Source organism: Dethiosulfovibrio russensis, from assembly GCF_021568855.1.
GTDB classification, from domain to species: domain Bacteria; phylum Synergistota; class Synergistia; order Synergistales; family Dethiosulfovibrionaceae; genus Dethiosulfovibrio; species Dethiosulfovibrio russensis.
Window position 1 is genome coordinate 259,594 of record NZ_JAKGUG010000004.1, and the last position, 25,515, is coordinate 285,108.

The 25,515-nt window shown below is 54.8% G+C and carries 28 protein-coding genes and 3 tRNA genes; all 31 read right to left on the reverse strand.

Annotated elements, in window-relative coordinates:
- Positions 1 to 13 precede the first annotated feature (13 nt).
- Positions 14 to 1,243, reverse strand: coding sequence for a hypothetical protein (locus L2W48_RS06310; protein ID WP_236098135.1), 1,230 nt, complete (start codon positions 1,241 to 1,243; stop codon positions 14 to 16).
- Between the two features lie 31 nt (positions 1,244 to 1,274).
- Positions 1,275 to 3,008, reverse strand: a complete 1,734-nt coding sequence (locus L2W48_RS06315; protein WP_236098134.1) for a BamA/OMP85 family outer membrane protein — start codon at positions 3,006 to 3,008, stop codon at positions 1,275 to 1,277.
- A gap of 26 nt (positions 3,009 to 3,034) precedes the next feature.
- On the reverse strand, positions 3,035 to 3,601 hold the full coding sequence (locus L2W48_RS06320; protein ID WP_236098133.1) for a hypothetical protein: 567 nt from the start codon (positions 3,599 to 3,601) through the stop codon (positions 3,035 to 3,037).
- A 52-nt stretch (positions 3,602 to 3,653) separates the two neighbouring features.
- Positions 3,654 to 4,223, reverse strand: a complete 570-nt coding sequence (locus L2W48_RS06325) for a sigma-70 family RNA polymerase sigma factor (RefSeq protein WP_236098131.1) — start codon at positions 4,221 to 4,223, stop codon at positions 3,654 to 3,656.
- A 68-nt stretch (positions 4,224 to 4,291) separates the two neighbouring features.
- Positions 4,292 to 4,939, reverse strand: a complete 648-nt coding sequence (locus tag L2W48_RS06330; protein ID WP_236098129.1) for a histidine phosphatase family protein — start codon at positions 4,937 to 4,939, stop codon at positions 4,292 to 4,294.
- Between the two features lie 65 nt (positions 4,940 to 5,004).
- A tRNA-Thr gene (locus tag L2W48_RS06335) sits at positions 5,005 to 5,080 on the reverse strand.
- A 7-nt stretch (positions 5,081 to 5,087) separates the two neighbouring features.
- Positions 5,088 to 5,163 (reverse strand) — tRNA-Glu (locus L2W48_RS06340).
- Positions 5,164 to 5,166: 3 nt separating this feature from the next.
- A tRNA-Lys gene (locus L2W48_RS06345) sits at positions 5,167 to 5,242 on the reverse strand.
- 50 nt (positions 5,243 to 5,292) lie between these two features.
- On the reverse strand, positions 5,293 to 5,862 hold the full coding sequence (locus L2W48_RS06350) for a DUF501 domain-containing protein (protein ID WP_236098127.1): 570 nt from the start codon (positions 5,860 to 5,862) through the stop codon (positions 5,293 to 5,295).
- 5 nt (positions 5,863 to 5,867) lie between these two features.
- The gene (locus L2W48_RS06355; RefSeq protein ID WP_236098624.1) at positions 5,868 to 6,350 is read right to left on the reverse strand and encodes a S1 RNA-binding domain-containing protein; all 483 of its coding nucleotides are present in this window, start codon (positions 6,348 to 6,350) and stop codon (positions 5,868 to 5,870) included.
- A gap of 56 nt (positions 6,351 to 6,406) precedes the next feature.
- Positions 6,407 to 6,979 (reverse strand): hypothetical protein, encoded by a 573-nt coding sequence (locus L2W48_RS06360; RefSeq protein ID WP_236098126.1) that lies wholly within the window; start codon positions 6,977 to 6,979, stop codon positions 6,407 to 6,409.
- Between the two features lie 5 nt (positions 6,980 to 6,984).
- Positions 6,985 to 7,515, reverse strand: a complete 531-nt coding sequence (locus L2W48_RS06365) for a hypothetical protein (RefSeq protein WP_236098125.1) — start codon at positions 7,513 to 7,515, stop codon at positions 6,985 to 6,987.
- On the reverse strand, positions 7,508 to 7,807 hold the full coding sequence (locus tag L2W48_RS06370) for a hypothetical protein (RefSeq protein WP_236098123.1): 300 nt from the start codon (positions 7,805 to 7,807) through the stop codon (positions 7,508 to 7,510). Before L2W48_RS06370 ends, L2W48_RS06365 begins: the two co-directional genes overlap by 8 nt.
- A 27-nt stretch (positions 7,808 to 7,834) precedes the next feature.
- Complete coding sequence (locus L2W48_RS06375) at positions 7,835 to 9,415, reverse strand: flagellar assembly protein A (RefSeq protein WP_236098122.1); 1,581 nt, start codon at positions 9,413 to 9,415, stop codon at positions 7,835 to 7,837.
- Positions 9,416 to 9,456: 41 nt separating this feature from the next.
- Complete coding sequence (locus tag L2W48_RS06380) at positions 9,457 to 10,203, reverse strand: sigma-70 family RNA polymerase sigma factor (RefSeq protein WP_236098120.1); 747 nt, start codon at positions 10,201 to 10,203, stop codon at positions 9,457 to 9,459.
- Between the two features lie 54 nt (positions 10,204 to 10,257).
- Positions 10,258 to 10,746: a chemotaxis protein CheD gene (locus L2W48_RS06385; RefSeq protein WP_236098119.1), complete on the reverse strand. Its 489-nt coding sequence runs from the start codon at positions 10,744 to 10,746 to the stop codon at positions 10,258 to 10,260.
- The gene (locus L2W48_RS06390) at positions 10,746 to 11,372 is read right to left on the reverse strand and encodes a chemotaxis protein CheC (protein ID WP_236098117.1); all 627 of its coding nucleotides are present in this window, start codon (positions 11,370 to 11,372) and stop codon (positions 10,746 to 10,748) included. Before L2W48_RS06390 ends, L2W48_RS06385 begins: the two co-directional genes overlap by 1 nt.
- Positions 11,373 to 11,387: 15 nt before the next feature.
- Positions 11,388 to 13,400: a chemotaxis protein CheA gene (locus tag L2W48_RS06395; protein WP_236098116.1), complete on the reverse strand. Its 2,013-nt coding sequence runs from the start codon at positions 13,398 to 13,400 to the stop codon at positions 11,388 to 11,390.
- Between the two features lie 15 nt (positions 13,401 to 13,415).
- A complete protein-coding gene (locus L2W48_RS06400; protein WP_236098115.1) occupies positions 13,416 to 14,492 on the reverse strand; it encodes a protein-glutamate methylesterase/protein-glutamine glutaminase in 1,077 nt (358 codons plus the stop codon).
- A gap of 18 nt (positions 14,493 to 14,510) precedes the next feature.
- Complete coding sequence (locus tag L2W48_RS06405) at positions 14,511 to 15,188, reverse strand: flagellar brake protein (protein ID WP_236098113.1); 678 nt, start codon at positions 15,186 to 15,188, stop codon at positions 14,511 to 14,513.
- A gap of 10 nt (positions 15,189 to 15,198) precedes the next feature.
- Entirely contained in the window at positions 15,199 to 16,128 is a 930-nt protein-coding gene (locus L2W48_RS06410; RefSeq protein WP_236098112.1) for a MinD/ParA family protein, read from the reverse strand.
- Entirely contained in the window at positions 16,121 to 17,464 is a 1,344-nt protein-coding gene (gene flhF, locus L2W48_RS06415; protein WP_236098111.1) for a flagellar biosynthesis GTPase FlhF, read from the reverse strand. The genes L2W48_RS06410 and flhF overlap by 8 nt, the downstream gene beginning before the upstream one ends.
- A gap of 3 nt (positions 17,465 to 17,467) precedes the next feature.
- Positions 17,468 to 19,573 carry a flagellar biosynthesis protein FlhA gene (flhA, locus tag L2W48_RS06420; protein WP_236098110.1) on the reverse strand — a complete coding sequence of 702 codons (2,106 nt, stop codon included), beginning with the start codon at positions 19,571 to 19,573 and terminating at the stop codon, positions 17,468 to 17,470.
- 84 nt (positions 19,574 to 19,657) lie between these two features.
- Positions 19,658 to 20,752, reverse strand: a complete 1,095-nt coding sequence (flhB, locus tag L2W48_RS06425; RefSeq protein WP_236098108.1) for a flagellar biosynthesis protein FlhB — start codon at positions 20,750 to 20,752, stop codon at positions 19,658 to 19,660.
- Positions 20,743 to 21,525: a flagellar biosynthetic protein FliR gene (locus L2W48_RS06430; RefSeq protein ID WP_236114774.1), complete on the reverse strand. Its 783-nt coding sequence runs from the start codon at positions 21,523 to 21,525 to the stop codon at positions 20,743 to 20,745. The genes flhB and L2W48_RS06430 overlap by 10 nt, the downstream gene beginning before the upstream one ends.
- Positions 21,522 to 21,791: a flagellar biosynthetic protein FliQ gene (locus L2W48_RS06435; protein WP_005658954.1), complete on the reverse strand. Its 270-nt coding sequence runs from the start codon at positions 21,789 to 21,791 to the stop codon at positions 21,522 to 21,524. Before L2W48_RS06435 ends, L2W48_RS06430 begins: the two co-directional genes overlap by 4 nt.
- Before the next feature lie 22 nt (positions 21,792 to 21,813).
- Positions 21,814 to 22,584, reverse strand: coding sequence for a flagellar type III secretion system pore protein FliP (fliP, locus tag L2W48_RS06440; RefSeq protein WP_236098103.1), 771 nt, complete (start codon positions 22,582 to 22,584; stop codon positions 21,814 to 21,816).
- A complete protein-coding gene (locus L2W48_RS06445) occupies positions 22,550 to 22,747 on the reverse strand; it encodes a flagellar biosynthetic protein FliO (RefSeq protein WP_236098101.1) in 198 nt (65 codons plus the stop codon). Before L2W48_RS06445 ends, fliP begins: the two co-directional genes overlap by 35 nt.
- 193 nt (positions 22,748 to 22,940) lie before the next feature.
- Positions 22,941 to 23,300 carry a response regulator gene (locus L2W48_RS06450; RefSeq protein WP_255700338.1) on the reverse strand — a complete coding sequence of 120 codons (360 nt, stop codon included), beginning with the start codon at positions 23,298 to 23,300 and terminating at the stop codon, positions 22,941 to 22,943.
- Between the two features lie 38 nt (positions 23,301 to 23,338).
- On the reverse strand, positions 23,339 to 24,493 hold the full coding sequence (gene fliN / locus L2W48_RS06455; RefSeq protein WP_236098099.1) for a flagellar motor switch protein FliN: 1,155 nt from the start codon (positions 24,491 to 24,493) through the stop codon (positions 23,339 to 23,341).
- 2 nt (positions 24,494 to 24,495) lie between these two features.
- Positions 24,496 to 25,500: a flagellar motor switch protein FliM gene (gene fliM, locus L2W48_RS06460; RefSeq protein ID WP_236098097.1), complete on the reverse strand. Its 1,005-nt coding sequence runs from the start codon at positions 25,498 to 25,500 to the stop codon at positions 24,496 to 24,498.
- Positions 25,501 to 25,515: the final 15 nt, after the last annotated feature.

Here is a 25,515-nt window from a genome sequence, read left to right on the forward strand (position 1 = left end):
TCGACGACCGATCTTACAGATCTCCTACGGCACGAAGACTCCACCGATCGTCGTAACGGTCGTCGTAATTGATCTCCACCGAGACGACCTGGTTTATCCTGTATCCCAGGGCCAGCTGGCTTTCGTCGTTCTCGCTGTAACGGCACCAGAAATAAGGTCCTTTTCTGTTTCCCCTAACCCACAACCTATACCAAAGATCGTCGTCGGGATCGACGTATTCGACACCTATCCAGATCGGATCGACCAGACCCCATCTAAGGCCCATACGGCTCTCGAGGCTCCAGTTTTCCAGGTCGACCAGAAATTCTCCGTAAAGCTCCGACTCCCAGCGGGGAACCAGCTTGACGAAACGGCCCAGATGAAGCCCCAATTCGGGAGATCTGCCGTTTGCACCGGCCTGAGCGGCCAGCCAGGCCCTGAGGACGTAACGTCGACTCTCCACCAGGGCGTCCACCTTAGTTATCTGACTGGGAACCACAGATAGGCTGACGTCGGACCTGGAGTTGGAGACGGTGTTTCTCTTCTCTACCATGGCTTTGGCCCATAGGTCCAAGGCTTCGCCGTGAGATTCGATCCACGATACGGGAAGCCCCATCACAGGAGAAAGATCCTTCAGCAAAGACTCTTTCAGCCTGTCCATAAGTATGTTGGGCAAAGTTCCGGAATATATGGCCGGATCTGTGGCCAAGACGTAGGGAGGCTCGGGCGTGACGGTCAACTCGAGGAGAACTCCGCCATCCTTAAGTCGGACGACGGCTCCGCCTCTCCAGCCAGGCATTCTATCTTCCATAACGGATCGAAGCTCCGCTCTGAAAGCGTCGTCTCCCCAGGTCAGTGCCTGATAGGGCACGCCGGACAGTTTGTCCAGCATTTCCGATTCGACAGATTCGAGGTCGTCTGCCATCCATAGAGAGAAGGGCTCTCTCAGCTCCGGAGATCGGAACTTGACCTGCCAGGGAAGGACCTTTTTGGCCGACAGGACTATGGACGGATTGCTCCGTCCGTTTTTGATGACGTCTACTTCGTAACCGTTGAAAAGCCGGCCGGAGACCAGCCCAAGGGTGTCCACCGCCCGAGAGCGGGATAGTCCGCTTCTAGAAAGCTCGGACCATACGGCATCCACCGCCCTCTCCGCTGCGTCGGAGATCCATAGCGGTGCACCGAAGACCTTTATCTCGGATCCCAACGCAGGCAAGACCAAGGACGAAAAAAGGAGGGCCAGGGCGACAGTGACGGCCGCCACAGCCCCCCTAAGGCCCTTCTCTCGACCTCGATCAGAAAATTTCGCCGAACCCGAAATGGAACTGCGAGTCGTCATCGCCGTTCGCATAGTCCAGACGCAGATTGCCCAGAGGGGTGTTGACCCTCACCCCGAAACCGTAGTCGTCTATCATGTCGGAGAAGCTCATCTCGGTGTTCCCTATATCGTAGAACAGGACGAAGGAGAAGGCCTCCTCTATGGGAACGTGGAGCTCGAAGTTACCGAGAAGCATTTCCTCTCCCTTGAACTGACCCGATTCGTACCCCCTCAGGGTGGTGGAACCGCCCATCTCGTAGCGCTCCATCCAGGGGATGGTGCCGCTGGACGAACCGGCCTTTATCCTGGCGGCTATGTACACCGGGTTATCTTTCTTGACGTTTATGTCGACCAGATCCTCCACGTCCTTGATGGGAAGAAAGGCCTTGCCCTCGAACCAGTATTTCGTGAAAGTCCAATCTCCCCCAAGAAGCTCCATGGCGTGCTCGACCGCGATGGTCTCGATATCGCCCTTTCTGTAGCTGAGGTAGGGATCCAGGTTGTTTCTGGACACCTTTCCCTCGACGGAGAAGGTGGTTCCGCTGGTGCCGCCGTTGGCGGTGGCGAGATCGAACTGATCCCTGGAGCCGCTTTTGAACTCGACTTCGCTGTCGTGCCAGTCGAGCGTGACGAACCAGCTGAGCTTATCGTCGCCCTTGAACTTCTTTCCCGCTCCGATGTAGCCCCCCGTGCGCTTCTCGTCGTATTCGAAAAGCTCTAGGTCGGTAGCGATGCTGTTGTCCCAGTAGGACCTATCCTCGTATTCCCTGCTGTAGGCACCGATCTTCCATGCGTAGGTTTTGTCGTCCATGTAGTTGTCGGAGAGGCTGGCCCAGTACCCCTCGTAATCTCCGGCTTCGAAACCCACGTCCAGGTTCACGCCCCGGCCCGCCAGGTTGGAGTCGCCGTAGGAAACACCGCCTCCCCAGCCGCTGCTGGAGCCGTGGCTGATGGAAAAAGAGACCCTGCCGGTCTTCTGTTCCTTAACGGTAAGGATGAGGTCCATGTCTCCCGAGCCGTCCTCGGAGGGTTCGAAACCTACGCTGACGTCCTCGAAATAACCGAGCGCCCTTATCTTGTTGAGGGAGTGGCGAAGCCTGATAGAGTTGAAAAGGTCGCCTTCCTTTACGTCTATGACCCGACGGACGACGTAAGTCTTGGTTTTTCTGTTGCCCTGGATGACGATCTCTCCGATACGGGGCTCCAGTATGTAGACCTTGACTATGCCGCCCTCGACCTGAACGTCCTCGATACGCATCATGACGTAACCGTCTTCCTGAAACTTGTCCCTTATTCTCTGAAGGTCGTGGCGGAAAAAGACCCGATTGAAGACCGTTCCAGGCGTGGTGAATACCTGCTTCATGAGGTCTTCTTCGCTGTAGACGGTATTACCTACGAATTCGACCTTTTCGACCACGGGGTTCTCGGTTACAACGTAGGTGACAGACGCACCTCCGTTGTAGGGGTCTATCTTGGCATCCACATAGGAGAAAAATCCCAGGCCGTAGATGGCCTCTATGTCCTTCTTGAGGACATCCTGATTCAAGGGTTCCCCTATCTCTGTCTGTACGACCCCGAGAATATGCTGGGAGACGACCTCCTCGTTTCCCTGAACGTCTATCATGGTGACCACTGGCGCAGCGCTGGCTACGGAAAAAAACGCAGCTACCAGTCCTATGGCTAAAAGCAACGATACCGACGGTCGCCTCACAAGACCCTCTCCTTCCGGATATTAGTTCATCTCTCTTCCAACAGGACGGGACCGTCGTCGGTCCTCAGTGCCCTCTGTCCAATCTCCATAAGCTCTATAAATTGATCCAACGGAACCTCGTTTTCGGAGGATCCACCCTTTACTGCCTTCATGGAGACCCGGTCCGACGGATTTTCCCGAACCGTAGCGGTCTCCGGAGCCCGTTCCGGGACGTTCGCACTGCTGAGGTTTTTCCTCAACATAAGCAGCATTTCCCTCTCGTCTCTAGTGACCAGTTCCAGAAGGGCCTTTTGGTCCTCCCATGCGAGAGAGGATCTCACGGCCCTGCGTACTGGCTCTGGCATAGAGACAGGAAAGGCCGCCACCAAGACGAACACGGCCGCAGCGACCGAGGCACCTATGGACCGAGAGATTCGGCGAGTTCGGACCTTGGATCTGCTGCCGTCCACGATGGACCAAAGCTCTCTCCTAGCCGTCTCCAGCTCCGCCGAGGCACATTCCATATCGGCCAACGCGTTTTCCCAAGAACGAGACTTACATGCCACCAGACAACGTTCCAACCATCGTTGAACCTTTTTTATCTTTCCGTCCATAAGAGGACCCTCCCGCAAAATAAGGTATCATCCTGCGTAAAAGTATCCCCGATCAGCCCCTAGAAGTGGCATCCTTCGGAGTGAGCCACGATTTCAGCCAGCCTAAGGCTTTTCTCCTGAGTCTGTAGACGTGGCTGACGTCTATATTCTCCTCCATTGCCACATCCTTGGCGTTGCGACCCTCCATTATCAGATCGGACAGTATCCTGGCCTCTCTCTCCGGCAGGTGTCTCAGTCCGTCCTTTAAATCCAAAACGGCGTCGATAGTCTCCGACGACATTGGGTCCCGAAGTTCCTCGTCAAAGCTATCCATGGGGAGGGGGGCCTTGGCCTCCTTCCTCTGGAGATAGTTCAACATCTGACCTCTTATTCTGTAGTAACCGTAGGTTGTGAAACGGAAACCTCTGGACGGGTCGAAGCTGTCTACTCCCTTTATGAGGGCCATCATTCCCTCTTGGATCAGGTCGGGGTATATGTCTCCACCGACGTTGAACTTCTTGGCGATCCAGAAGACCAAGGGACGATAGGCCAATATTAGATCTTCCCTTGCGGAGGGATCTCCGTCCTCTAGGGACGACCAAAGCCGTCTTTCTTCCTCTTCGGCTAGACGGTTTCCCTCCATAGCGACGCCCCCTTTTCTAAATAGTCCCGAAGGTTATTTTACCAGCTAAGGGGAAAAAAGGGGACTATCTAAAAGGACAAAGGAAGCTTTGTCCCCGCCTCCATAAGTTGATGAAGGCTATCGTTGAAAAACATCAAAGATGGGCTTCCTCTCCAGAAGGAGACCCCCACCATGGCGCAGTTATCCAGACGGAAACGCCAGACAGAGGAGTCGGGCAATGAAAAGAGGGAGGCCACTATCGCTCGAATCAGCCCTCCGTGGGTTACAGCCACCACCCTCTCTGCGTCGCAGGACAGAACCCTGGAGACCACCCGTTTTGCCCTTTCTCGGACCTTCTCGAAAGGCTCGCCTCCCGGGGGAGTCCATGAACCGGGATCGTTCCGCCAGCTCTCGTAGTCGCCGGAATAGGCATCCATGACCTCGCCTACAGACATGCCTTCCCAGGCTCCGAAGGAGATCTCCCTCAGGTCGTCCATAACGGAGAGCTCCGGCCCACCTCGCCACCTTTCAGAGACTATTTCGGCGGTTCTGAAGGCCCTTAGAAGCGGACTTACGAGACACACGTCAGGAACCCATTCGTTCAATCTGTCGGCGGTCTTTTCCGCCTGGAGCTCTCCCGTTTCGTTGAGGGGTATATCCATTGAGCCCTGGTATTTAAAGGCGATGTTCCAGTCCGTCTGACCGTGGCGCAGGAGAAGAAGTTTTTTTTCGTCCACCGAGAAATCTCCTTTCGAGAGATAAAAAAAAGGCCCCCGGTCGAGACCGAGAACCCTGAGATCACTGGAGCCGGTGTGCAGATTTGAACTGCAGACCTGCGCATTACGAGTGCGCTGCTCTACCAACTGAGCTACACCGGCCAGAAAATGGCGGTCCCAGCGGGATTTGAACCCGCGTCGCCGCCGTGAAAGGGCGGTGTCCTAGACCCCTGGACGATGGGACCGCTTGGTGAGCCGTGTGGGATTCGAACCCACGACACCCGGATTAAAAGTCCGGTGCTCTGCCAACTGAGCTAACGGCTCTTCTGCATTCCGGGAACGCTTGGGTATCTTACTGTCTCAGTCCGAGGTTGTCAAGTGTCTGCCCTGTTTAAAAGACATCTTCCGTCGGGACAGCATATATCGGGGACATTATTCCTCAGCCACTCCGCACCGGGGTGACGTCCTAAAGCCAGCCAAGACGCGACCTGAAGATGAAGGCACTTCACGGTCGGACGACTGGCAGAGACATAGCGTATGCCTCCGACTCCTCCAGATCTGATAACCTCCCAGATAGGCCTTCTGTGTAACCTCAGGAAACGTCTTTCCCCCGAAGAAATCAGCCCAAGACGGAGAATCCTGTGCTCAAGCTGAAAATCCCGCCAACCTTCTCTCCTGGACAGGAGAAAATCTTCCAGGGAGGAAACTCCTCCCTGAGACTCCAGGGTCCCTAGGGATCGGCCCAGCCAGGGACAGGATAGCCAGAAGGTGGTGGGGAACGGGAATCCCTTCCTAAGAGGAAAACATCTCAGGACCTGAGGGGCACCCCAACGGCAACGGTGACCTACGCCGACGATAAAAGCAGGATCGAAATGCCTCCCTCCCATCTGACGAGAAATTATATCGATATCCCGCTTACTGGGCGAAGGGGCTCTTCCGGTCATGAAATCTAACGTCCGCCCTTCTTTCGTCCACCTCTCCCGCTCGACTTGGCACTGTTCAAGGTGGCTATCTTCTCCTCGCTTTTCTTGAGGAAACTGGAGAGCTTCCTCTCGAAATCCTCTTCCGGAGTCTTCGGGGCCGAGTTCTCCCTGGAGAAGCCTCCGGACGGGCCTCCGCCCGATCCGCCTGGTTTGCGGAAAGGAGGTCTGCTGGGACGCGCGGGAGGTTCGGACATGGCCTTGATCGACAGGTCGATACGCCCTTTGTCGTCGATCTTGATGACCTTTGCCGTGATTTCCTGCTCCGCCGAAACCACGTCGGACACGTTTTTGACGAAGTTGTGAGACAGCTGAGATATATGGACCATGGCCCTCTGTCCTGTAGACAGACGGACGAAAGCTCCATAAGGCATAACCTGCTCAACCACTCCGGTAACTACGTCTCCCGGGCTTACCGAACTGTTCTCTTTGACATTTTTCTTTTCTTCCATTGCGTTCCCCTTGGGGTCTCCTTTCGTATCTCTCATAATAATATAGGTAATCTATATCAAATCCATTTCCACGCCAGAGGAGGTCTCTTTCCGGGATCGGAGACGAGACACAACATCTGAGAGGAACTTCCTTGACAGGATGAATTATACCAGATATAGAGATCGCCGCTCTCTTTCTCCAGCGCACTTTTTACGAGGCAATCCTTGATTATGGGGTAATAGACGGCCATGAGATCTTTCCGTCGATCGCCGCGAAGCCAATGGACCCTGTTTCTTCGGGACGAAGGCATTCTGGCTATTACGGCCAGACCGTTCCTTGCCTCGGTTCTTTCGGTCCGAAGGTTAATGGTCCCGACCGAGACATCGAAGGAGAGGGAGGTCTTCCCTCCCCTGGCCTTGGGAGGCGAAATGAAAAGATCCAGTTTTTTACCCTTAGCTCTCAAGCCCCTCCATTGAGCACACCGCGATACGGTGAGCTTGACCGGAGATCTGAGAGGATGAACCTCTACTGATCTGTCAGCGGACGAGACGGCCACCCTGCGGGGACCTTCGGGCAAGACAGCCCTGTGGATCGATACCCTGGACAGAAACAGCCTTTTTAGACCGCTTTTTACGGAATCGAGATCCATGACCCTCAGTCCAGAGCTTCCACTGCCTTGGATATCCGATTGAATGGCTCCAGAAGCTCCATCGTCGAGGACAGATTAACCAGGAGGGATACCACCTTATCCAACACCTCCGCTTTTTCGACGGTGACGCGATAAGGTGGCCCCATCAGATCGGTCTGAACCAAGAAGGTGTTCTCTTCCGGCAGGGGGACTGTAGCCCCGGGGCTGTCCAATGGGGCTCTGGAGGTGGAGTCGATAGACGCGGACAAAGACTTGGACATACGGACCAGCGGGAGAAGAACTCGACGGTCCTCGCACACCCATATATCGGGCTTTTCCTCCACCGCCTCCAGAAGACTTCCCAGAATAACGTCCTCCTGAATATATACGTCCAACGCTTCGCCGTAGAGGACCCTCTCCAGTTTTGTAGGCGACACCGGATCGGTATACCTGAAGTCCAAGGGTATACCTCTGTCGTCCACCACGAGCAGAGCCCCTTTGAAAACGTCTCCGTCGGCCTCTACTCTGACGTAGCCTATGCTGGATCTATCAGGCATAGAATTCAAATCCCTCGCTTTTTTCCGATTCGTCCCCATCGTCGTCTCGGGATCCTCTTTTACCTCCACCGCCCCGTCTTCCGTTTTTTCCGGCGTCTCTGTCTCCGACACCGGGCCGCTGGGACTCGGCCGACTCCTCCCCGGTCTGGACGGAGGTGTTTTTGTGTTCGGCTTCCTCCACCGCCGCCTCGGACTGAAGGGCCTGCTGGGCCGAGGATGACGGGTCCTTATGGTTCTGAGCGTTTTGTTCCATCTTCCAGAAAGACAGTTGATGGTCTATAGGATGTATCATCTCGGCATACGACCTCCTTCGGCCTCTCTACGGATCATAGGGCAGGGGTTTAAGCTCCCCGCCGTCATATCGGAAGGTGATGAACCGCATCTCTTCCCTCACAAGGTAGGTTATCCCCCTCATGGTTATGGACACACCGGGATAGCATGTCTCCTTGACGTTCACTTTCGGATCGGATCTGCTTCTCTCTATCTTTAACTCAACTTCCTCCAGCTCCTTGGTCCAACCGTCTATCAGGGAGCGAAGCTGGAAACTTCCTTTTGTGAGCTTGAGCATTACGGTCCTTTTTTCCGTGTCCAGTTTTCCTGCCTTCTCAATTTTTTTCAAGAAGGCTATGTTGGTGTCTATCTGGTTCAGTTTTTCCTTGTTTTCCTCTATAAGAGAGCCTAATTCGTTCTTTCTATTGGCCAGATCGGGTGAAACACCTACGTGAACCTCGGTCTTCGTTCCCATCTGGCTGCCCAGGGTAACACAGCTGACCGATATCCCGGCCTGGACCTTGCCGCCTACGATCTGCCCTTTGCCTCCCCTGCTCCCGGCGATAACGGATTTTCCCGCCGATACGTTGCTGTGCATGATGGCGTCTTTGACCTGAAGGTTTTCGTCCACGTGGATGGTCGCCTTGTCTATATAACCGGCGGTAAGGGACCCCCCGCTTCGGATGTGCCCTTTGTTTCCTCCGGAAACCCCTATTTTGATTTCCAGATCCCCGTCGTTCTCTATGACCGCTCCCTCGACGACTCCTCCGATGGAGACGTTTCCGGAGGTCTTTATCTCGAATCCATCCCTGACGGCACCTTTTACGTCTACTGATCCGATGAAGTGGACGTTTCCGACGCTGTAATCCACGTCGCCGGGAACCACGTATACCGGCAGAACGTCCAACACGCTGCCCCTGAAGACCAGGTGCCCGTCTTGATCAGCATAGAGGGTGGTGCCGTCCTCCGATGGCCTCGTTCCATGACCGACCGGAAGTTTGCGGTCTTTGCCGTTTTTAGCCTTCACCGTTTTTCCGAACACGTTGATGCCGTTTTGTCCGTCGGTCTGAGGCACACGGGTAGCAAGAACCTGATCCTTATGGACTATGGTTACGGAGGAAAGTTCCTTGAGATCGACCTTTCCCCCCTCGTTTGTGCCTAGAGGGCGACTGCTTCCGAACTCCACTACGTATTCGACCTCGGCGTTACGGCCGTCGATAGCAGCATCGCCTCGGGCAACGTCGACCCACTGATCCGATATGTGCCCGTCGATTATGGACTGTAGAGCCGATTCGTCTATTCCATAGATGATGTTCTTAGTTTCCAGAGCATTTTTAAGATCCGACACTTTGGGCCACGGGGCGTCTCCTTCAGGAGGTTCCACGGAGATCTTGGCGATCATCGAGTCTCTGGATATCTCGACCTTTATCTTGGCATCTTTTCTCGCCTCTCCTTGAGCGATTCTGGTCTTTTCGCCCGGGGTCTCCAGAGCCTTTTCTACCGCGTCGGATTCGAAGTTGGAGATCCTCTCTCTGGTCAAGAAATCCAACACCTCGGCTAGGGAGACCCCTTCTTCGACCGAGAGATAAACTCCCTCCTCGGTTTTCTCTATCGTCAGTCGCTCAGACATGGTACACCTCCATATCGAATCATGGCCGAGGCTGGGCTCGCTCACCTGGATGCCGAAAGCCTAGCCTTCAGCGAGACGATGGCCTTTCCGTGTATCTGAGAGACCCTCGACTCGGTTACACCGAGGACAAGCCCTATCTCTTTAAGGGTCATCTCCTCTAGATAGTACATGGAAAGCACCAAACGCTCCCTCTCGGAGAGGCGATTCAATGCCCCTACCACCAGATCTATCTCTTCCCGGTTCTCCAGAAACTCCTGAGCGGAGGTTCCTGTGTCGGATAGCAGATCCCCTTTTTGAACGTCCCCTTCATCCAGGGACATGACCTCGTCCAGTGAAACAACGTATCCTCTCGACGCCAGGTTAAGCATCTCCCGGTAGGTCTTGTCGTCCACGTCCATCTCCCTTTTGAGGGACTCGTCGTCGGGGGTTATTCCCTGAATCATAAGCCGTTCTGTGGCCCTCTCCAGACGTTGCAGCTTTTCCCTACCGGTCCTGGAAAACCAATCGCATTTTCTCAGTTCGTCCAGTACAGCTCCCCTTATTCTGGGAACTGCGAAGGTCTGGAAGGAAAAGCCTCTCTCTATCTCGAATCTGTCTATAGCGTCCAAAAGGCCCATCAATCCAAAACTTATTAGGTCTTCATAATCCAACCCCGATGGGGGGGTCACGGTCATTCGTGCCACGACGTACTTTACGAGAGGGATGTAGCGGCTTACTATCTCGTCTTTCTCGGAGGGATTCGACCGATATCTCTGCCACAGGGCCTCGTCCTCTTTGGATGGTGGCATGGAATTATCCCCCTCTCGAAATCCACCGAAAGATAAGCTCGGTATGGAACTATATTATATCCCCTGTTTGCCTGTGCCCAGGGTCTTGACGATCAATATCCAGTCATCCGTAGAAAATTCTACGCTCCGCCCTTTGTTTCCTCCAGTGTCCGAGGCCACAAGTTTTATTCCCGCCGACTTCAGGTTCTTCTCTGTCTCCTCGGCGTTTCTGGTCCCCACCGCAAGAAACCCCGACTTGGATCCCGGGACGTTGAACATCTGGGATCCACCGGCCATCTTGGCCTTCAAACGCTCTTTCTTGGCACCGGCCTTCAACACCATGTCGATGAGGATGGGAACGGCTGTGTCGGCAAACTTCCCAGGCTTCGGAGTATCCTTGTCCTTTCTGCTCTCCGGCAGCATTATGTGAGCCATGGCTGCCACCTTGGCTGTCTCGTCGTAGAGAACCAGACCGATGCAGGACCCAAGGCCAAGGGAGATGAGTTTGCCGGGGTGTTTAACAAGGACCGTGTCGGCCATCCCGACGTGTTGCCCTTTTTCCATCAAAGCACCCCCAGTTTGGAGAGAAGGATCTCGAGAGCGCCGGGATCGGGGACCATCATTATGTTTCCCTTGATATCAGCTCCCTCCTGTTCCAACTTCAAGGTAGTGTTTACCAAAAGGGCCAGTTCGCCGGATTGGGCAAAGATGGATGCGACGAACTCCAATATGGCCCCCAGCATATCGTGGGCCACTCCCGGCACCGAGATAGAAAGGGAGTCCGACCCTATCATACGGCTAACCGCATTAAGAAATGAACTCAAGATTATGTTCCCGAGCTCGCTGAGGGCGCTGTCCCTCATCTCCTGGGGAAAGTCCCTTCCGTCCGTGTCCATTCTGGAGACGAACATGGCGTCCACCATCCCCTGGGCTGCTTCCTCGTCCTGTATAAAAATCAGGTTGCAGGGGAAGGCTCCCTCCGCATGGGTATAGACTGCGGCAACCAGGTCCTCCGGAGGACCGAAATGCTCGGATACCTCGTAAATCGACACGAGCTCCACCCTGGGAACCCCCATATCAACCGGCTGAGCCAACATATCGGAGAGAGCTGTAGCGGCGTTACCCGCGCCTATATTTACAACTTCTCTTATAGCGTCAAGATGCAACGGACTGAAATCGGTATACTCCATCGTCCCTATCTACTCCTAAGCCCTTACTTTAAGGGAAGCCACGTCCAGTATGAGAGCGACGTTGCCATCTCCCAAGATGGTGGCTCCGGCTATTCCCTTTATTTTGGACAAAAGCCTTCCAAGCGATTTAATCACTATTTCCTGTTGACCCACCAGGGCGTCCACAACAAAGCCGATCTTGTTTCTGCCGGCCCTGACGACCACCACGGGATACTCGTTTCTCTCCTCGTCGTCCCTTACCGCGTCGAGGGTGGACGCCAGATCTCCCAGGGTGAGGACCTCTCCTCTGAGCAGAGTGACGGGACGACCGTGCATTCTCTTCATGTCCTCTTCACGTACCAGAATGGTTTCGTCCACGTTCTCCAGAGGTATGGCGTAGGTCTCGTTTCCGACCCTAACCAACAATGCCAGGACTATAGCCAAGGTGAGAGGGAGCCTTATGTAGACGTTGGTGCCCTCTCCGACCTTCGAACGGACCTCGAACTGTCCTCCCAGGGCCTCGACTTTGCGTTTGACCGCGTCCATACCGACCCCTCTGCCGGAGAGATCGGTAACCTCTTTGGCCATGCTGAATCCCGGGAGGAAGACAAATTGGATTATCTCGTCGTCGGACATCTCCGCCAACGCCTCTTCTGTGACCATCCCGCGTTCTACCGCTTTTTTGCCTACCGCCACAGGGTCTATGCCCTTTCCGTCGTCGGCCACCTCTATTATGACGCTGTTGCCTTCCTGATAGGCGGCGATGCGTATGGTTCCCTGAGCAGGCTTACCGGCAGCCTTTCGGATCTCCGGGGTCTCCACCCCGTGATCGACGGAGTTTCTTATGAGATGGACCATGGGATCGCCTATCTCGTCGATTACGGTTCGATCCAGCTCCGTTTCCTGCCCCTCTATCACGAGCTCGACGTCCTTGCCGAGATTCTTGGAGATGTCCCTTATGAGCCGGGGGAAACGATCGAAGATGAAGGAAACCGGGACCATACGAAGCTTGGTGACAAGCTCCTGGATGTCGCCGGAGATCCTACCCAGCTGAGAGAGGGGCTCGTCGAACTCCCTCAGCTTGGACTCGAGAACCAGACGTTCTATGCGGGCTTTTCCTATCACCAGCTCGCCTACCAGATTCATCAGGCTGTCCAGGCGACCTATGTCAACCCTCACGGTCTGAGAGGTTTTCTTGGCCTTCGGAGCCTTCTTAGTTTTGGGAGCTTCATCCGCCTGCTTAGTTTGGGGGGGCGCTGCGGCGGCCTTAGCGGGTTTTTCCTCGGAGACCGCGACCTCCTCGGATACTTCCCCTTTCTCCACCTCCCAGGGCAGAACCTCGGTCTCGACCACTTCGCTGACTGACATCACCGCGTTTTTAACGACGTCCGCCTCGTCCTTGGTTCCTATATACACGATGAAAGAGTGATCGAACTGCTCTTTTTCCAGATCGTCGACGGAGGGATCGCATTTCACGATCTCTCCCATCTCCTCAAGGCGGCTTACGACCATATATGCCCTGGCTGCTTTCAGAAGACACTCTTTATCCAAGACCACCTTGACCTCGTAGACGGCCAGCCCCATCTTAGTAGCGTCTACAAGCCATTCCTTTTCCTGATCAGAGAGCTCCGTTTCCTCCGTGCCTTTTTCCACCGAAGAGGGCTCTACGTTTTCCTCTCTCAGCTGAGCTACCAGGGAAGAGATATCGGTGTCCTGATCGGTTCCTCCGTCTCTGATCGCGTCAACCATGGACTGCATGAGGTCGAGGCTCTGAAAAAGATGGTCTATATCGTCGTCGGTTAGGTCCTCGTCGCCGCTTCTGACCTTTGAGAAACGGTCCTCCAACGCATGGGTAAGCTCGGCCATATGCTTAAAACCCATCGTGGCGGACATACCCTTCAAAGTGTGAGCCGTCCTGAATATCTCGTCTATCGTGTCGCGACTGCGACGGTCCTGCTCGACCGCCAATATAAGCTCATTCAGTTGCTGGAGGTTATCGGTCGCCTCGTCGAGGTAGGCTCCCAGGTACTGGCTCATATCGGTAGACATGTCCTATCATCTCCTCTATCGATTTTCTCTCACGAAGCGGTCCAGGGCCGGCGCTATTTTCTGTAACGGCAGCTGCTCGTTGACCACGCCTGCTTCCATCGCCGCCCTGGGCATACCGTAGACCACACAGGTTTCCGGAGATTCTCCGAACACGTATGCTCCCATGGACGATAGGGCCTGAGCTCCGTCCGTACCGTCTCTGCCCATTCCGGTAAGGATGACGGCTACTACGTTCCCTCCAAGGATATCGGCCACGCTGAGGAACATCACGTTGGCCGAAGGCTTTACCGACAAAACGGGAGGAGCATCGGACAGACCGATCGAAAGAGTGCCGCCCCCTCCCCTCAGAATCATATGATAACCGCCTGGAGCTATGACCGCCAGACCGGGCCTGAGGATCGTATCCTCCTGCCCCTCGACCACGTCTATACTGGAAAGATCGTTCAACCTGGTAGCGAAGGAGGCGGTAAAACCTCTGGGCATATGCTGGGCCACTATTATGGGAAGCGGAAAATCCGAGGGCAAAGCGGTCAACAACCGTTGAAGTGCCTGCGGACCTCCGGTAGAAGATGCTATACAGACGAGTTTCGGACGCATCCCGGGAACCGGAGGCTTGACGGTGGCCTGACGCTTCAAAGACGACACTGGAGGAACCGTTTTTTTCAAAAAGGGCTTGCCTGGAACGGCAGATCTGGCAAAAGCCGCCCCCAAGACCTTTTGTTTAAGTTCGTCTCCAACGTCCCTCATGTCCAAAGATATGGTGCCGGACGGCTTCGCCACGAAATCTACTGCGCCAAGAGCAAGGGCCTGCATGGTGATAGAGGCTCCCTCTCTGGTCAGGCTACTCACCATTATGACCGGCATGGGGAAACGATCCATAATCTCCTTTAGGGTCTCCAGGCCGTTCTTTCTGGGCATCTCCACGTCAAGAGTAACCACGTCGGGACTGTATCGCTCTATTTTCTCCAGAGCGTCCACGCCGTCTCGTGCCTTGGCTATCACGGTTATACCCGGCGTTTCCTCCAAAATATCCCCGAGAATCTTCCTCATGAAAGAGGAATCGTCCACGACCAGGACTTTTATGTCTTTCACCGGATCACCCTCCCCTCGTCAGCGCCCATCCCTCCTGGACGCCAGTTCTTTTTCTCGAATAAAACGACCTAAGGATTTCTCCAGCGTAGCAGGAAGAAAATCGAAGGCCAGAGCCAACTCGGTAACATCGTGTTCTTTCATATATCGTACCACGACTAGCCGACAGGAGAGATAGGAGACAACGTCGTCCAAGGGTAATTTCAAGATAGACCTGGACATGTCTTTAAAGAAAGACGTGACGTTTCCCTTTAAGGCGACCTTAGCACCTCCCAGGCTGACGTCCTTGGCGACACCATCGAGCCATCCGTGACGACCGTCCAGAAAAAAGCCCAGAGGGGCGACCTCGAGATCCAGCATACAGGGAACCCTTACGAAGCGACGTCTCTGAAGTTTTTGCACTTCGCCGGAGACCTTCACCACCAGCAGGACGACGGATCCCTCCCTGACTGTGCCCAGGACAGAACCGGTCACGTTGTAGACGCTTTTATCGGAGTTCAGAGAAAGTTTAAGCTCCACTCCACGGTACATAGGCAGCAGCCCGCCTCCAAGGAAGGGATGAGAGAGTTTCCACACGTCCCCATCGCCGTCCTCCAAGCGAGACGGATACTGTCCTTTATAGAGCCCGGCGACTATGGATATGTCCACTTTGGAGCCTATCAGTTGAGGATCTTTGCCTAAAAGGGTCTTCGCTTCCATGCTCTACCCCCTATCTATCCCTGTCGACTCCGAGGCTTCTGGCGAGCTTGAAGAACAGGGATTTAACGCCCCGCCCCGGATCGAACGATCTATCTTCTCCACCTTCGGACATAAGGGTCCTGGCGATTCTACGGAAACATTCGGACGCGTCCGAACGAGGAGCGAATCTTATCAGAGGTTTCCTGGCCCGCACCGAGTCGGACAGCCTGCTATCGGTCAAGACATATCCGGAATAGCCCAGGTCCACCCTGAGAAACTGGCTGGCGGCGAAACGCATACGTCCGGCCACGGATCGGGCCTCCTCCTCGGAGGAAACCATATTGACCAGCACTCGGACGTCCAGTTTTCCAACGGTACCGAACACCAAGGATTTCAGGAGTCCGTACGCATCCCTTATGGACGTGGGCTCCGGCGTAGTAACAAGTATAACCGTATCGACGGAAAGAGCGAAGGATATCATGTTTCTGTGGATGCCCGCACCGGTATCGACCACCATGATATCGGAGAAGGACTCCAGTTCAGCCAAGGCGTTTATCAGGGCAGACTGGGCAGATTCATCCAGGTTGGCCAGCTCCTCTATGCCGGTTCCTCCAGGTATCAAGGACACTCCGTCTCCAACGTCGCACAGGATCTCGTCGAGAGACCTCTCTCCTCTGACGAGGTGGATCAGGTTATATGGAGCCTGGATACCCATTAGAATATCTACGTTGGCCAGTCCGAGATCTCCGTCAAGGAGTGTCACCTTCTGGCCCATCTTTCCCAAAGCCAGGGCCAGATTTACGGAGATATTGCTCTTTCCGACACCGCCCTTTCCTCCCACGACCGCTATGGAACGGAGAAAACCGGGCCGTCTGATGTTCTTTTTCTCCTCCGAGATGGAAGCGACCATACGCCTCAGGTCGGAGGCCTGGTCGGTCACGGAAGCTTTGCGATCAATCACCGTATCCACCGCCTAATGCCATATTCACGAGACGATCCGGAGACGCCACCTCTATATCGTTGGGAACGTTCTGACCTACGGTCAGAAAGGATATGGGAATATCGAAGTTGAGGGCTATCTCAAGCACCGGTCCCAGGGTAAGGGTCTCGTCGAGCTTCGTAAAGATGAGGTGGGATATGGGCATATTCCCCATCCTCTCTATGACGTCGAGCATGTCCCTGTATTTGGAACTGGCGGATATGACGAGGTGGACGCTCTCGGGAGCGAAAGCCTCGTAAAGCTCCTTGGCCTCGTCCAGCCTACGAGAGTCTCTCTGGCTTCTCCCGGCAGTGTCAAGCAGAATAAGCTCCACGTCCCTCTTCTCCCTGATTCCCTTGAGATCCTGAGGGTCGAAGACCACCTCGACGGGAACTCCCAGGATCTTGGCATAGGTCCTGAGCTGCTCGACCGCCGCTATACGATAGGTATCGGCGGTCGCAAGGAGGACCTTTCGGTCCTCCCATAGGGAGTTGGCCGCCGCCAGCTTGGCTATGGTTGTGGTTTTGCCGACCCCGGTGGGACCTATAAACATCACCCTGGATCCGCCCAACGCGCTTATGACGTCCCGGAAAGGAGCCCTTATGGAGTCCTTTAGCCAACCAACAAAAGAACGATCGTCCAGAGAGCCACCGTAGCGTTCTAGAAGGGTATCCACGAAGGACTCGGTCATGTCTATCTCCAGCAGCATATGACGCCAACGCTCCCGACAATCGTCCCTGGACGAAGGAGCCAACCTTGGCTCAGGAGGCTTCTCTGTCCCATCGTCTGACACGGAAGCCCGGTCCAGCCGTTCGAGTACGGAGGACAATGTACGCTGAATTCTCTCCACGTCATCGGAGAGATTTTTGTTCTCCCTTTCCTCTACGGGATTAGGATCCTTTCCGTAGGCCTGGGCAACCTTCTCCCTCGATATGGAAGGACGGGAGGCTGTTGCCACAGACGAGGAAAGCTCAAGCCTATCCTCGCTTTCTCCGACGGAAGATTCGTCGGTCTCCTTTTTACCCGACGGTCGTCCCTCCGGAGGGACGACAGGAAAACTGTCCCTTTTCCCCTCCAGCAGCTGCTGAAAGGCCCGGACCCTATCTCCTATAGGCTCTTCCTTCTTCTTGGGCTCGTCTTCCTCCAGGATACCTGCCGTCACGACCAGAGCGGGCTTTCCGAACAACCCCAGGAAGCCCCCCTTGTTGACCGGGCGGGTCGAAAGCACCACAGCATCTCTGCCCAGTCGGTCGGCAGCGATCCTTATGGCCTCGGCATCGTCTTTAGCCTCAAAGGTGATCTGTTGGACAACCCTCATTCTCTACTCCACCATCCCCAACGACTTGATATCTATACCATGGCTTATTTCATTATAAGACACCACGAACAGACCGGGCAACGAGGATTCCAGAACTCGACGGACGACAAGCCTGACGTCGGGACTCACAAGCAGAATGGGAGAGAATCCCTGAAGCATGGCCTCCTCGGACTTAGCCGACACGGAGGTAACCAGCTTGGAAATCTCCCTGGAATCCATGTTGAGACGCCATCCCTTGGCAAGATCGCCCTCCAGGGCGTCCCTTATCTTCTGTTCCCAGGTAGGGGAAAGGGTAGACACGGTTATGACGTCGTTCTCCTTGAGCCTCAAAGAGATTATACGGGCCAAGCTCTCCCTCACCCTCTCGGTCAGATAATCCACCGAGGTAGAGAGCCTTCCGTAATCGGTCAAGGTCTCGAAAATGGTCACCAGATCCCTGATAGGGATATGCTCCGCAACCAGGTTCTGAAGGACCTTCTGGATGTCCCCAAGGCCGAGAACGCTGAGCATCTCCTCGGTAACGGCGGAGTTGCTCTCCTTGACCATGTCGGTAAGTTTCTGGACCTCCTGTCTGGTTATGAGATCGGCACCGTGAGACTTTATGACCTCCGACAGATGGGTGGCCAGCACGGAAGGAGCGTCCACGACGGTGTAGCCGCTGGCCTCCGCCTTGTCCCGAAGCTCCGGAGATATCCAGAGGGCGGGAAGGCCGAAGGCGGGCTCGGTGGTGGGAACACCTACGACCTCCTCTGTGACGTTTCCCGTGTCCATGGCGAGATAGTGTTCCGGCATGAGGTCTCCCTGTCCCTCCAGAGCTCCCTTGACCCTTATGAGATACTCCGAGGGTTTCAGCTGGATGTTGTCCCTTATCCTGATGGATGGGACCACCAGTCCCATGTCCATGGCCATCTGCTTCCTTATGGTACTGATGCGGTCCAGCATGTCCCCTCCCTGAGCGGGATCGACGAGAGGGATCACCGCATAGCCTATCTCCATTTCCATGGGGTCCACCGCCAGAAGTTTCATGACATCTTCCGGAGAGGTGGGAGTCTGAGAGGCAGGGTGGTCTCCCTCTCCCCCTGCAGGAGAGGCCCCCTTGCCCTTACCTTCCCTGGGCTCGCCGGACAGCCCTTCCTGGGTCTTAGCTTCCCGGTAGACCCCGTAGGCCATGAATCCAAGGAAAATCCCGAGGAATACAAATGGGAATGTAGGAAGCCCTGGTACCATGGCGAAGGCGAATAGCAAAGCTGTCCCTATCATAAGGGGCCTGGGATACCTTATAAAGGACGAGAACACGTCCCGACCAAGGTTGGAGTCACCGGCGGCCCTGGTGACTATTATGCCGGTAGCGGTGGAAAATAGCAGAGCCGGTATCTGAGACACCAACCCGTCTCCAACCGTTAGGAGACTGTAGACACCGGCTGCCTGACCGAGGGACAATCCTCGCTGAAAGACACCTATGGCGAGACCTCCGAGGATGTTGATTATGGTTATGATCAGACCGGCGATGGCGTCTCCCTTGACGAACTTGGAGGCACCGTCCATCGATCCATAGAAATCAGCCTCCCTCTGGATATCCCTTCGTCTTTCCTTTGCGCCAAGTTCATCTATCAAACCGGCGTTGAGGTCGGCGTCTATGGCCATCTGTTTTCCCGGCATGGCGTCCAGTGTAAACCTGGCTGCGACCTCGGCGACTCGTTCAGCCCCCTTAGTTATGACGAGAAACTGGATTATGACCAATATGAGGAATACCACCGCTCCGACGACGTAGTTTCCTCCGACGACGAAATTGCCGAAAGAGGAGATGATGTTCCCCGCGTTACCCTTGAGCAGTATCAACCTAGTGGTGGATACGTTCAGTGCCAACCGGAAAAGGGTTACTATTAGCAAGATGGAAGGAAACGACGATATCTCGAGAGCTCTGTTGACGTAGAAGGTCACCAGAAGGACCACCACGCCGAAGGTTATGTTCAGGGTAAGGAGAATGTCCAACAGCCAGGTGGGCAGAGGTATGATCATCATGACCACGACCAAAACCATCAGGGCCGCCACGCCTACGTCTGCAAAGCGAAGCATCCTCTCTACCATAGTCATCCGTTCCTCTGCCATACTCACGCGTCCTCTCGTTTTGCATCAGATGATGAATTCGATATTCCAGAACTTTACCAGAAACCAAGGAGCCCTTCCAGAGAACTAAGACCTCTTTTTACCGATACCATAGACGAAAGCCAGTACCTCCGCCACAGATTTGTAAAGCGTCTCGGGGATGGATTCGCCGACCTCCACGGAATCGTGGAGAGCCCAGGCCAGAGGCTTGTTTTCCACCACCGGCACGTCGTTTTCCTCGGCAATCTCCCTGATTCTCCGCGCCAGCAAACCCTTTCCCTTGGCAAGGACAACCGGAGCGTCCATCTTTTCTCTATCGTATTGAAGGGCTATGGCCAATGTCGTCGGGTTGGTTATGACTACATCCGCCTGAGGAACGTCGGCCATCATTCTCTGCTTAGCCATCTCCCTCTGCTTCTGGCGGATCTTCTGCTTGATCTGAGGATCCCCCTCCATCTGTTTGTACTCCTCTTTTATCTCCTGTTTGCTCATCTTTATGTTCTTCTCGAACTCCCATTTTTGATAGGACCAGTCGAAGATCGCTATGACCAAAAGCAAAAAGGTCATCTTGACGCACAACAGCCATATTCGCCACAGCAAGAGGGAAACGGCAGGACCGATGGGATATCTTACGGCAAGCACCATATCGGCGAGATCCCCTCTCAGGGCGGAATAGAGAACTATAGCCAGTATAAGAGCCTTGAGGATCCCCTTTACCATCTCTACCAAGGACCTCAGGGATATGACCTTCTTGAGCCCCGATATAGGGTTGAACCTGTTCATCTTAGGGATCAGCGGCTTAGACGTCATGACGAAGCCGACCTGAGCCACAGAGACGAAGAAGGCGGCGAGAAAACACCCCACCACCATAGGGACTATGGCCATACCGTAGGCCGATATGGACCTCATCGTCAAAGAGTGGAACCACCCGGTCCGCCCCAAGGTTCCACCTCCGATAAAGAACAAGCACTCCCGGATAAAAGACAGTATAACGTCGAAGATCCATCCTCCGAACAAAATTACGGCTATTAAACCGGCTATTATGACAGCCGAGGCCCCCAGGTCCTGGCTCTTGGCGACTCGCCCCTCCTCCCGCTCCTTACGCCTCTTTCTGGGAGTGGCAGGTTCGGTCTTCTCCTCGGCGAAAAACTGAAGTCGAAAAGTTTTAAATATTAACGCCATGCCGCCAGACTTCCCAAAGCCGCTCGAAGATAGGGCTCTATCTGATCGTGCATTATGTCCACCGTCATAGGCAGGACGACCATGAGCAGAAAAAGTCCCAGACCTATTTTAAGAGGCAACCCCAAGATGAAGACGTTCATCTGGGGAACGGTACGAGCCAGGAAACCAAGACCGATATCCGCCAGAAGCAGAGCCCCGTAAAACGGGATGGCAAACTTGAATGCCATGACGAAGAGCTTTCCGAGCCACTCCGCCAATCCCAGATCGGACGATACGGTCAGCCCCATCTCTCCGAGGGGTAAAAGCCTGAAACTCTCCATCAACGCTCTAACGAGAAGTATATGGCCGTTCCAATAGAGAAAAAACCAGAGGCCGATAAGGATCTGAAGCTGTCCTATTATGGAGTCCTGACTCTGGGATATGGGGTCCAACACGCTCACCATGGCCAACCCCATACGGGTACCTATCATCCGTCCCGCTATCTGGAGGGCATAGAAAGGAGCGGAGGCCAAGAAGGCTATGGAGGCCCCTACGAGAAGCTCCCGAAGCGCGGCGAGCAAAAAGGGAAGGACCCCGGAAAACAGCACCTCAGGGAGAACTCCACCCAGCTGAGGAACGGTTATAAGGGCGAAGAAGAAGGACAGAAAGTAAAGACAGGGGATGGGAAACGAAGAGGCCAGAAAGACAGGAGCGGTGAAGATGATCCCGAGAAACCGGATCGATACGAGCATATATAGAGGAACAACGCGAAAAAGGGCGTTTAAATCCATCATCTTACAAAACGATCCAGCTGTCCTAGAAGGTCCACGGCCAGCTTTCTGACCACCCCGAAGATCCATGGTCCCATGACCACGAGAGCCCCCATTATGGCGATTATCTTGGGGACGAAGGAAAGGGTCTGCTCCTGAATGGATGTGGCGGTCTGGAGGATACCGACGATAAGTCCCACCACCATGGCGACGATAAGTATGGGCAAAGAGGCCATCAAAGAAACCTTGATCGCCTCCATCAACATATCGCTGACGCTGAAGGCTTCCATCTCTAAGACCTCCCTCTAGACATCACTGGAAACTCCTGATAAGGCTGACAACCACCAGATTCCATCCGTCGGCCATAACGAAAAGCAGCACCTTGAAAGGCAAGGAGATCATCATGGGTGGGAGCATTATCATACCCATGCTCATCAGGACACTGGATATTATCATGTCCACCACTATGAAAGGAACGTATATCACTATCCCCATCTGAAAGGCGGATTTCAGCTCGCTGAGCATGTAGGCGGGAAGAAGGATCTTGTTGGGGATGTCGTCGGCGCTGGAAGGCCTATCCAACCCCGACATGGAGACCATAAGGGACAGTTCTTCCTCCCTCGTCTGGCTCAACATGAACCGGCGCAGAGGAGTCGTGACGTTTTCCAGCGCCTCCATCGAACCGATGCGGCCCTCCATGTAGGGAGATAGACCCTGACTGTACATCACGTCCCAGGTAGGGGCCATTATGAAGAGAGACAGAAAGAGGGCCAGGGTTACTATGACCTGGTTGGGCGGAGTCTGCTGGAGTCCCAGGGCGTTTCGTACGAATCCCAGTACTACCAAAACCCTGGTGAAAGAGGTTACCATGAGGAGTATCGCAGGGGCCACGCTCAAGACGGTCAACAGAGCCACTATCTGGAGCGAGGTGGAGACATCCTGAGGAGATGTCGCCCCCTCTACCGCGACCCTCAAAGCCGGCACAGGGAGTTCCGGTTGGTTCGGCTGGGCCAAAGCACCCCCGCACGACAGGAAGAAGACCGACAGACTAATGAGGATCGCTATTTTCAGGTTCTGCTTCATCGAACTTCTCCCATACATCACCAGGATAGCGCCGAAGCAACGATATACCCTCCTTGCTTTCCGCCAAGAGGAGTACGTCGGTGCCGCAACGCACCACATAAAGAACGCCTCTGCCCAAGGACAGAGACGTCAGGACCTCCAGCCCGTTTCTAGAGGACCTCACGCGCTTCGGCCCCCAACGGACGAGGAGAAAGCCGACGCCTCCTAGAAGGGCGACGGCTAGGATCATCTTTGTCAGATAAGACTCGATCGAAGACGACGCATCGGCCCAGGCCGGCCCGCAGAGAAAGCATACGGACAGAGACAAGGAAAAAAACGACGCAACGAGAATAGATCTTCCGCGCAAGGGACTTCGATTAGCCCAATACCTTGGACAAAGCGTCTACCACACGGTCAGGCTGGAAAGGCTTGACGATAAAATCCTTGGCTCCGGCCTGGATCGCCTCTATTACCATGGACTGCTGTCCCATGGCGCTGACCATGACGATCTTACAGCCGGGATTGACGGCCTTTATGGCCTTGACCGCCTCTATTCCGTTCATCTCAGGCATGGTGATATCCATCGTGACGATATCGGGATTGAGGTCTTTGTACATGGAAACCGCTACCTGACCGTTTTCCGCCTCTCCTACTACCTCGAAACCGTTTTTCGTGAGGATATCCTTCAACATCATCCTCATGAAAGCGGCGTCATCGACAATAAGGACTGTAGCCATAATGCCCCTCCTGTTCGTCTATTCAAGACATTTTCAGATCAAGATCCGATCGACTGGATTTTCTCTCCCACGTTCAATATCTCCGTGACCCTTACACCGAAGTTTTCGTCGATCACGACGACCTCTCCCTTAGCGATCAACTTTCCATTAACCAAAACATCTACCGGCTCTCCTGCCATCTTGTCCAATTCTATCACGGAACCGGGAGCAAATGACAGAACCTCGCCTACGCTCTTTCTAGTTCTTCCCAGCTCCACCGTAACCCGGACGGGAATATCGGCTATGAGGCCGATATTCGAGGGCAGCGAAGAATCGGCGGCGGCAGGCTGAAGCGGAGAAAACTGAGCGGGACGAACGTCGACCGGAGGCGACGCCTCTCCCGAGGGAGGCTGAGACATCCCTGCTCCACCGCTTCCGGAGGGCTGAGGAGCCTGCTGTTGAGCTGGTCTCTGAGTCGGCGCTTCCGTCGGGCTTCCCTGAGAGGGCTGAGAGGCAGAAGGAGCAGGAGCCTCCGGCTCTCCAATCAAAGCATCGGCAAAGGCAGAAGCATGAACCGACGGAACGGAGATAAAGCTTTTAAAACTGTCCAGCCCCTCTATGGTAACCTCCATGGAAACGTACCAAACGGGGACATCTCCCTCCAGGTTCGGGAAAAGAAGCCACTCGTCCTCGGTAACCTCCGAGGCGGGATCGGTGGGAATGGCCTTTCGTCCCTTGAGCTTTCCACTGAGGGAAGTCATGGCGGAGCCCACCACCTGGCTGAGTCCCTCCTGAGCGGCGTTGACGAACAGCTCGTTCGCCTCATCGGGAAGGTCCTTGCCCTCGCCTCCCATCATGAGATCGGCGAGAAGAACTACCCCGCCCTCGTTCATGACGACCGATACCGGAGCATCGTCGAAACCGTCGCAACGGACGGAGAAGAGCAGGTTTCGATTTCCTCCGATGGACTCCACCACCTCGGACTGAGCCTTTTCGCCTATCTCGGAGATCTGAACGGAGACTTCCCGTCCGGCCAACATACCTATAACCCCGGTCGTGGCGTCGGAGAACATCCCGGCCAAATCCTCCAGAGCCTCGAGCTGGGCCTGGGTCAGACCGGGGGAGCCACCTCCTCCTCCGCCGTCGGAGTCTCCGCCCAAAGAGCCCTCCAACAGGGCGTTTATCTCGTCTTGACTGAGCAGTTCGTCAGACATGATTACTCCTCCTCTTCCTCGCTCGAGCCGTCGTCCGCCACCTCGATAACCTCCACGGAATAACGTCCGTCAACGGTTCCCGGACGTCCGGTAAACTTGATCCTGCTCCCGACTCGAACCATGACGGGATCGTCCAACATCGAATCCAAACGAATAACGTCGCCGACTCGAAGCCTCATGACATCGAACAGGGATAAAACCGTGTCTCCTAATTCCAGATGGACCGGAACCTTCACCGTTCCAAGACTTGCGGTAAGGAACCCTCTATGATCCTGGTCCTTGTTCTTGCCGGTGGATGCGAACCAGATCTGAGAGCTGAGCTTATCCATAACCGGTTCCATGACGAAATAGGGTATACAGAGGCTGACCATACCCTCCACATCGCCTATGCTGACCCTCAAGGTAACCAGCAAAACCATGTCGGTGCCGGGACAGATCTGGACGAAGAAGGGATTGCTCTCCATGCTCTCGAAACGGAAGCGAACGTCTATGACGGTGCTCCAGCTGTCCTCGAGGAGCTCCAGCATCCTCATGAAAACCCGTTCTATAACGGTGGACTCTATATCGGTCAGATCCCTTGGCTTTCCGAAAACCTCTCCCTTTCCGCCCAGCAATCGGTCGATTATGGCGAAAACCAGGTTGGGATTCATCTCCACCACGGCGTTGCCCTCAAGAGGATACATCTCCAGAACGCCCATTACGGTGGGCTGAACCATGGAGCGCACGAACTCCTCGTAGGCGACCTGATCCACCGATGCGACCTCGCAGGTCACGATAGAGCGGACCATGGTCGACAGACTGGTGGTGAGCTGTCTGCTGAAGGACTCGTGAATCATCTGAATAGCCCTGAGCTGGTCCTTACTGAACTTGTCGGGACGACGGAAATCGTAACCCTTGACGTTCTTTTCCGCCGAAGCCTGGGATATCTCCTCGAAATCGACCTCTCCGCTGGTAAGGACGTCCAATAGGGAGTCTATCTCCGATTGAGACAGTACATCGGGAGTCACCGGATCTCACCACCT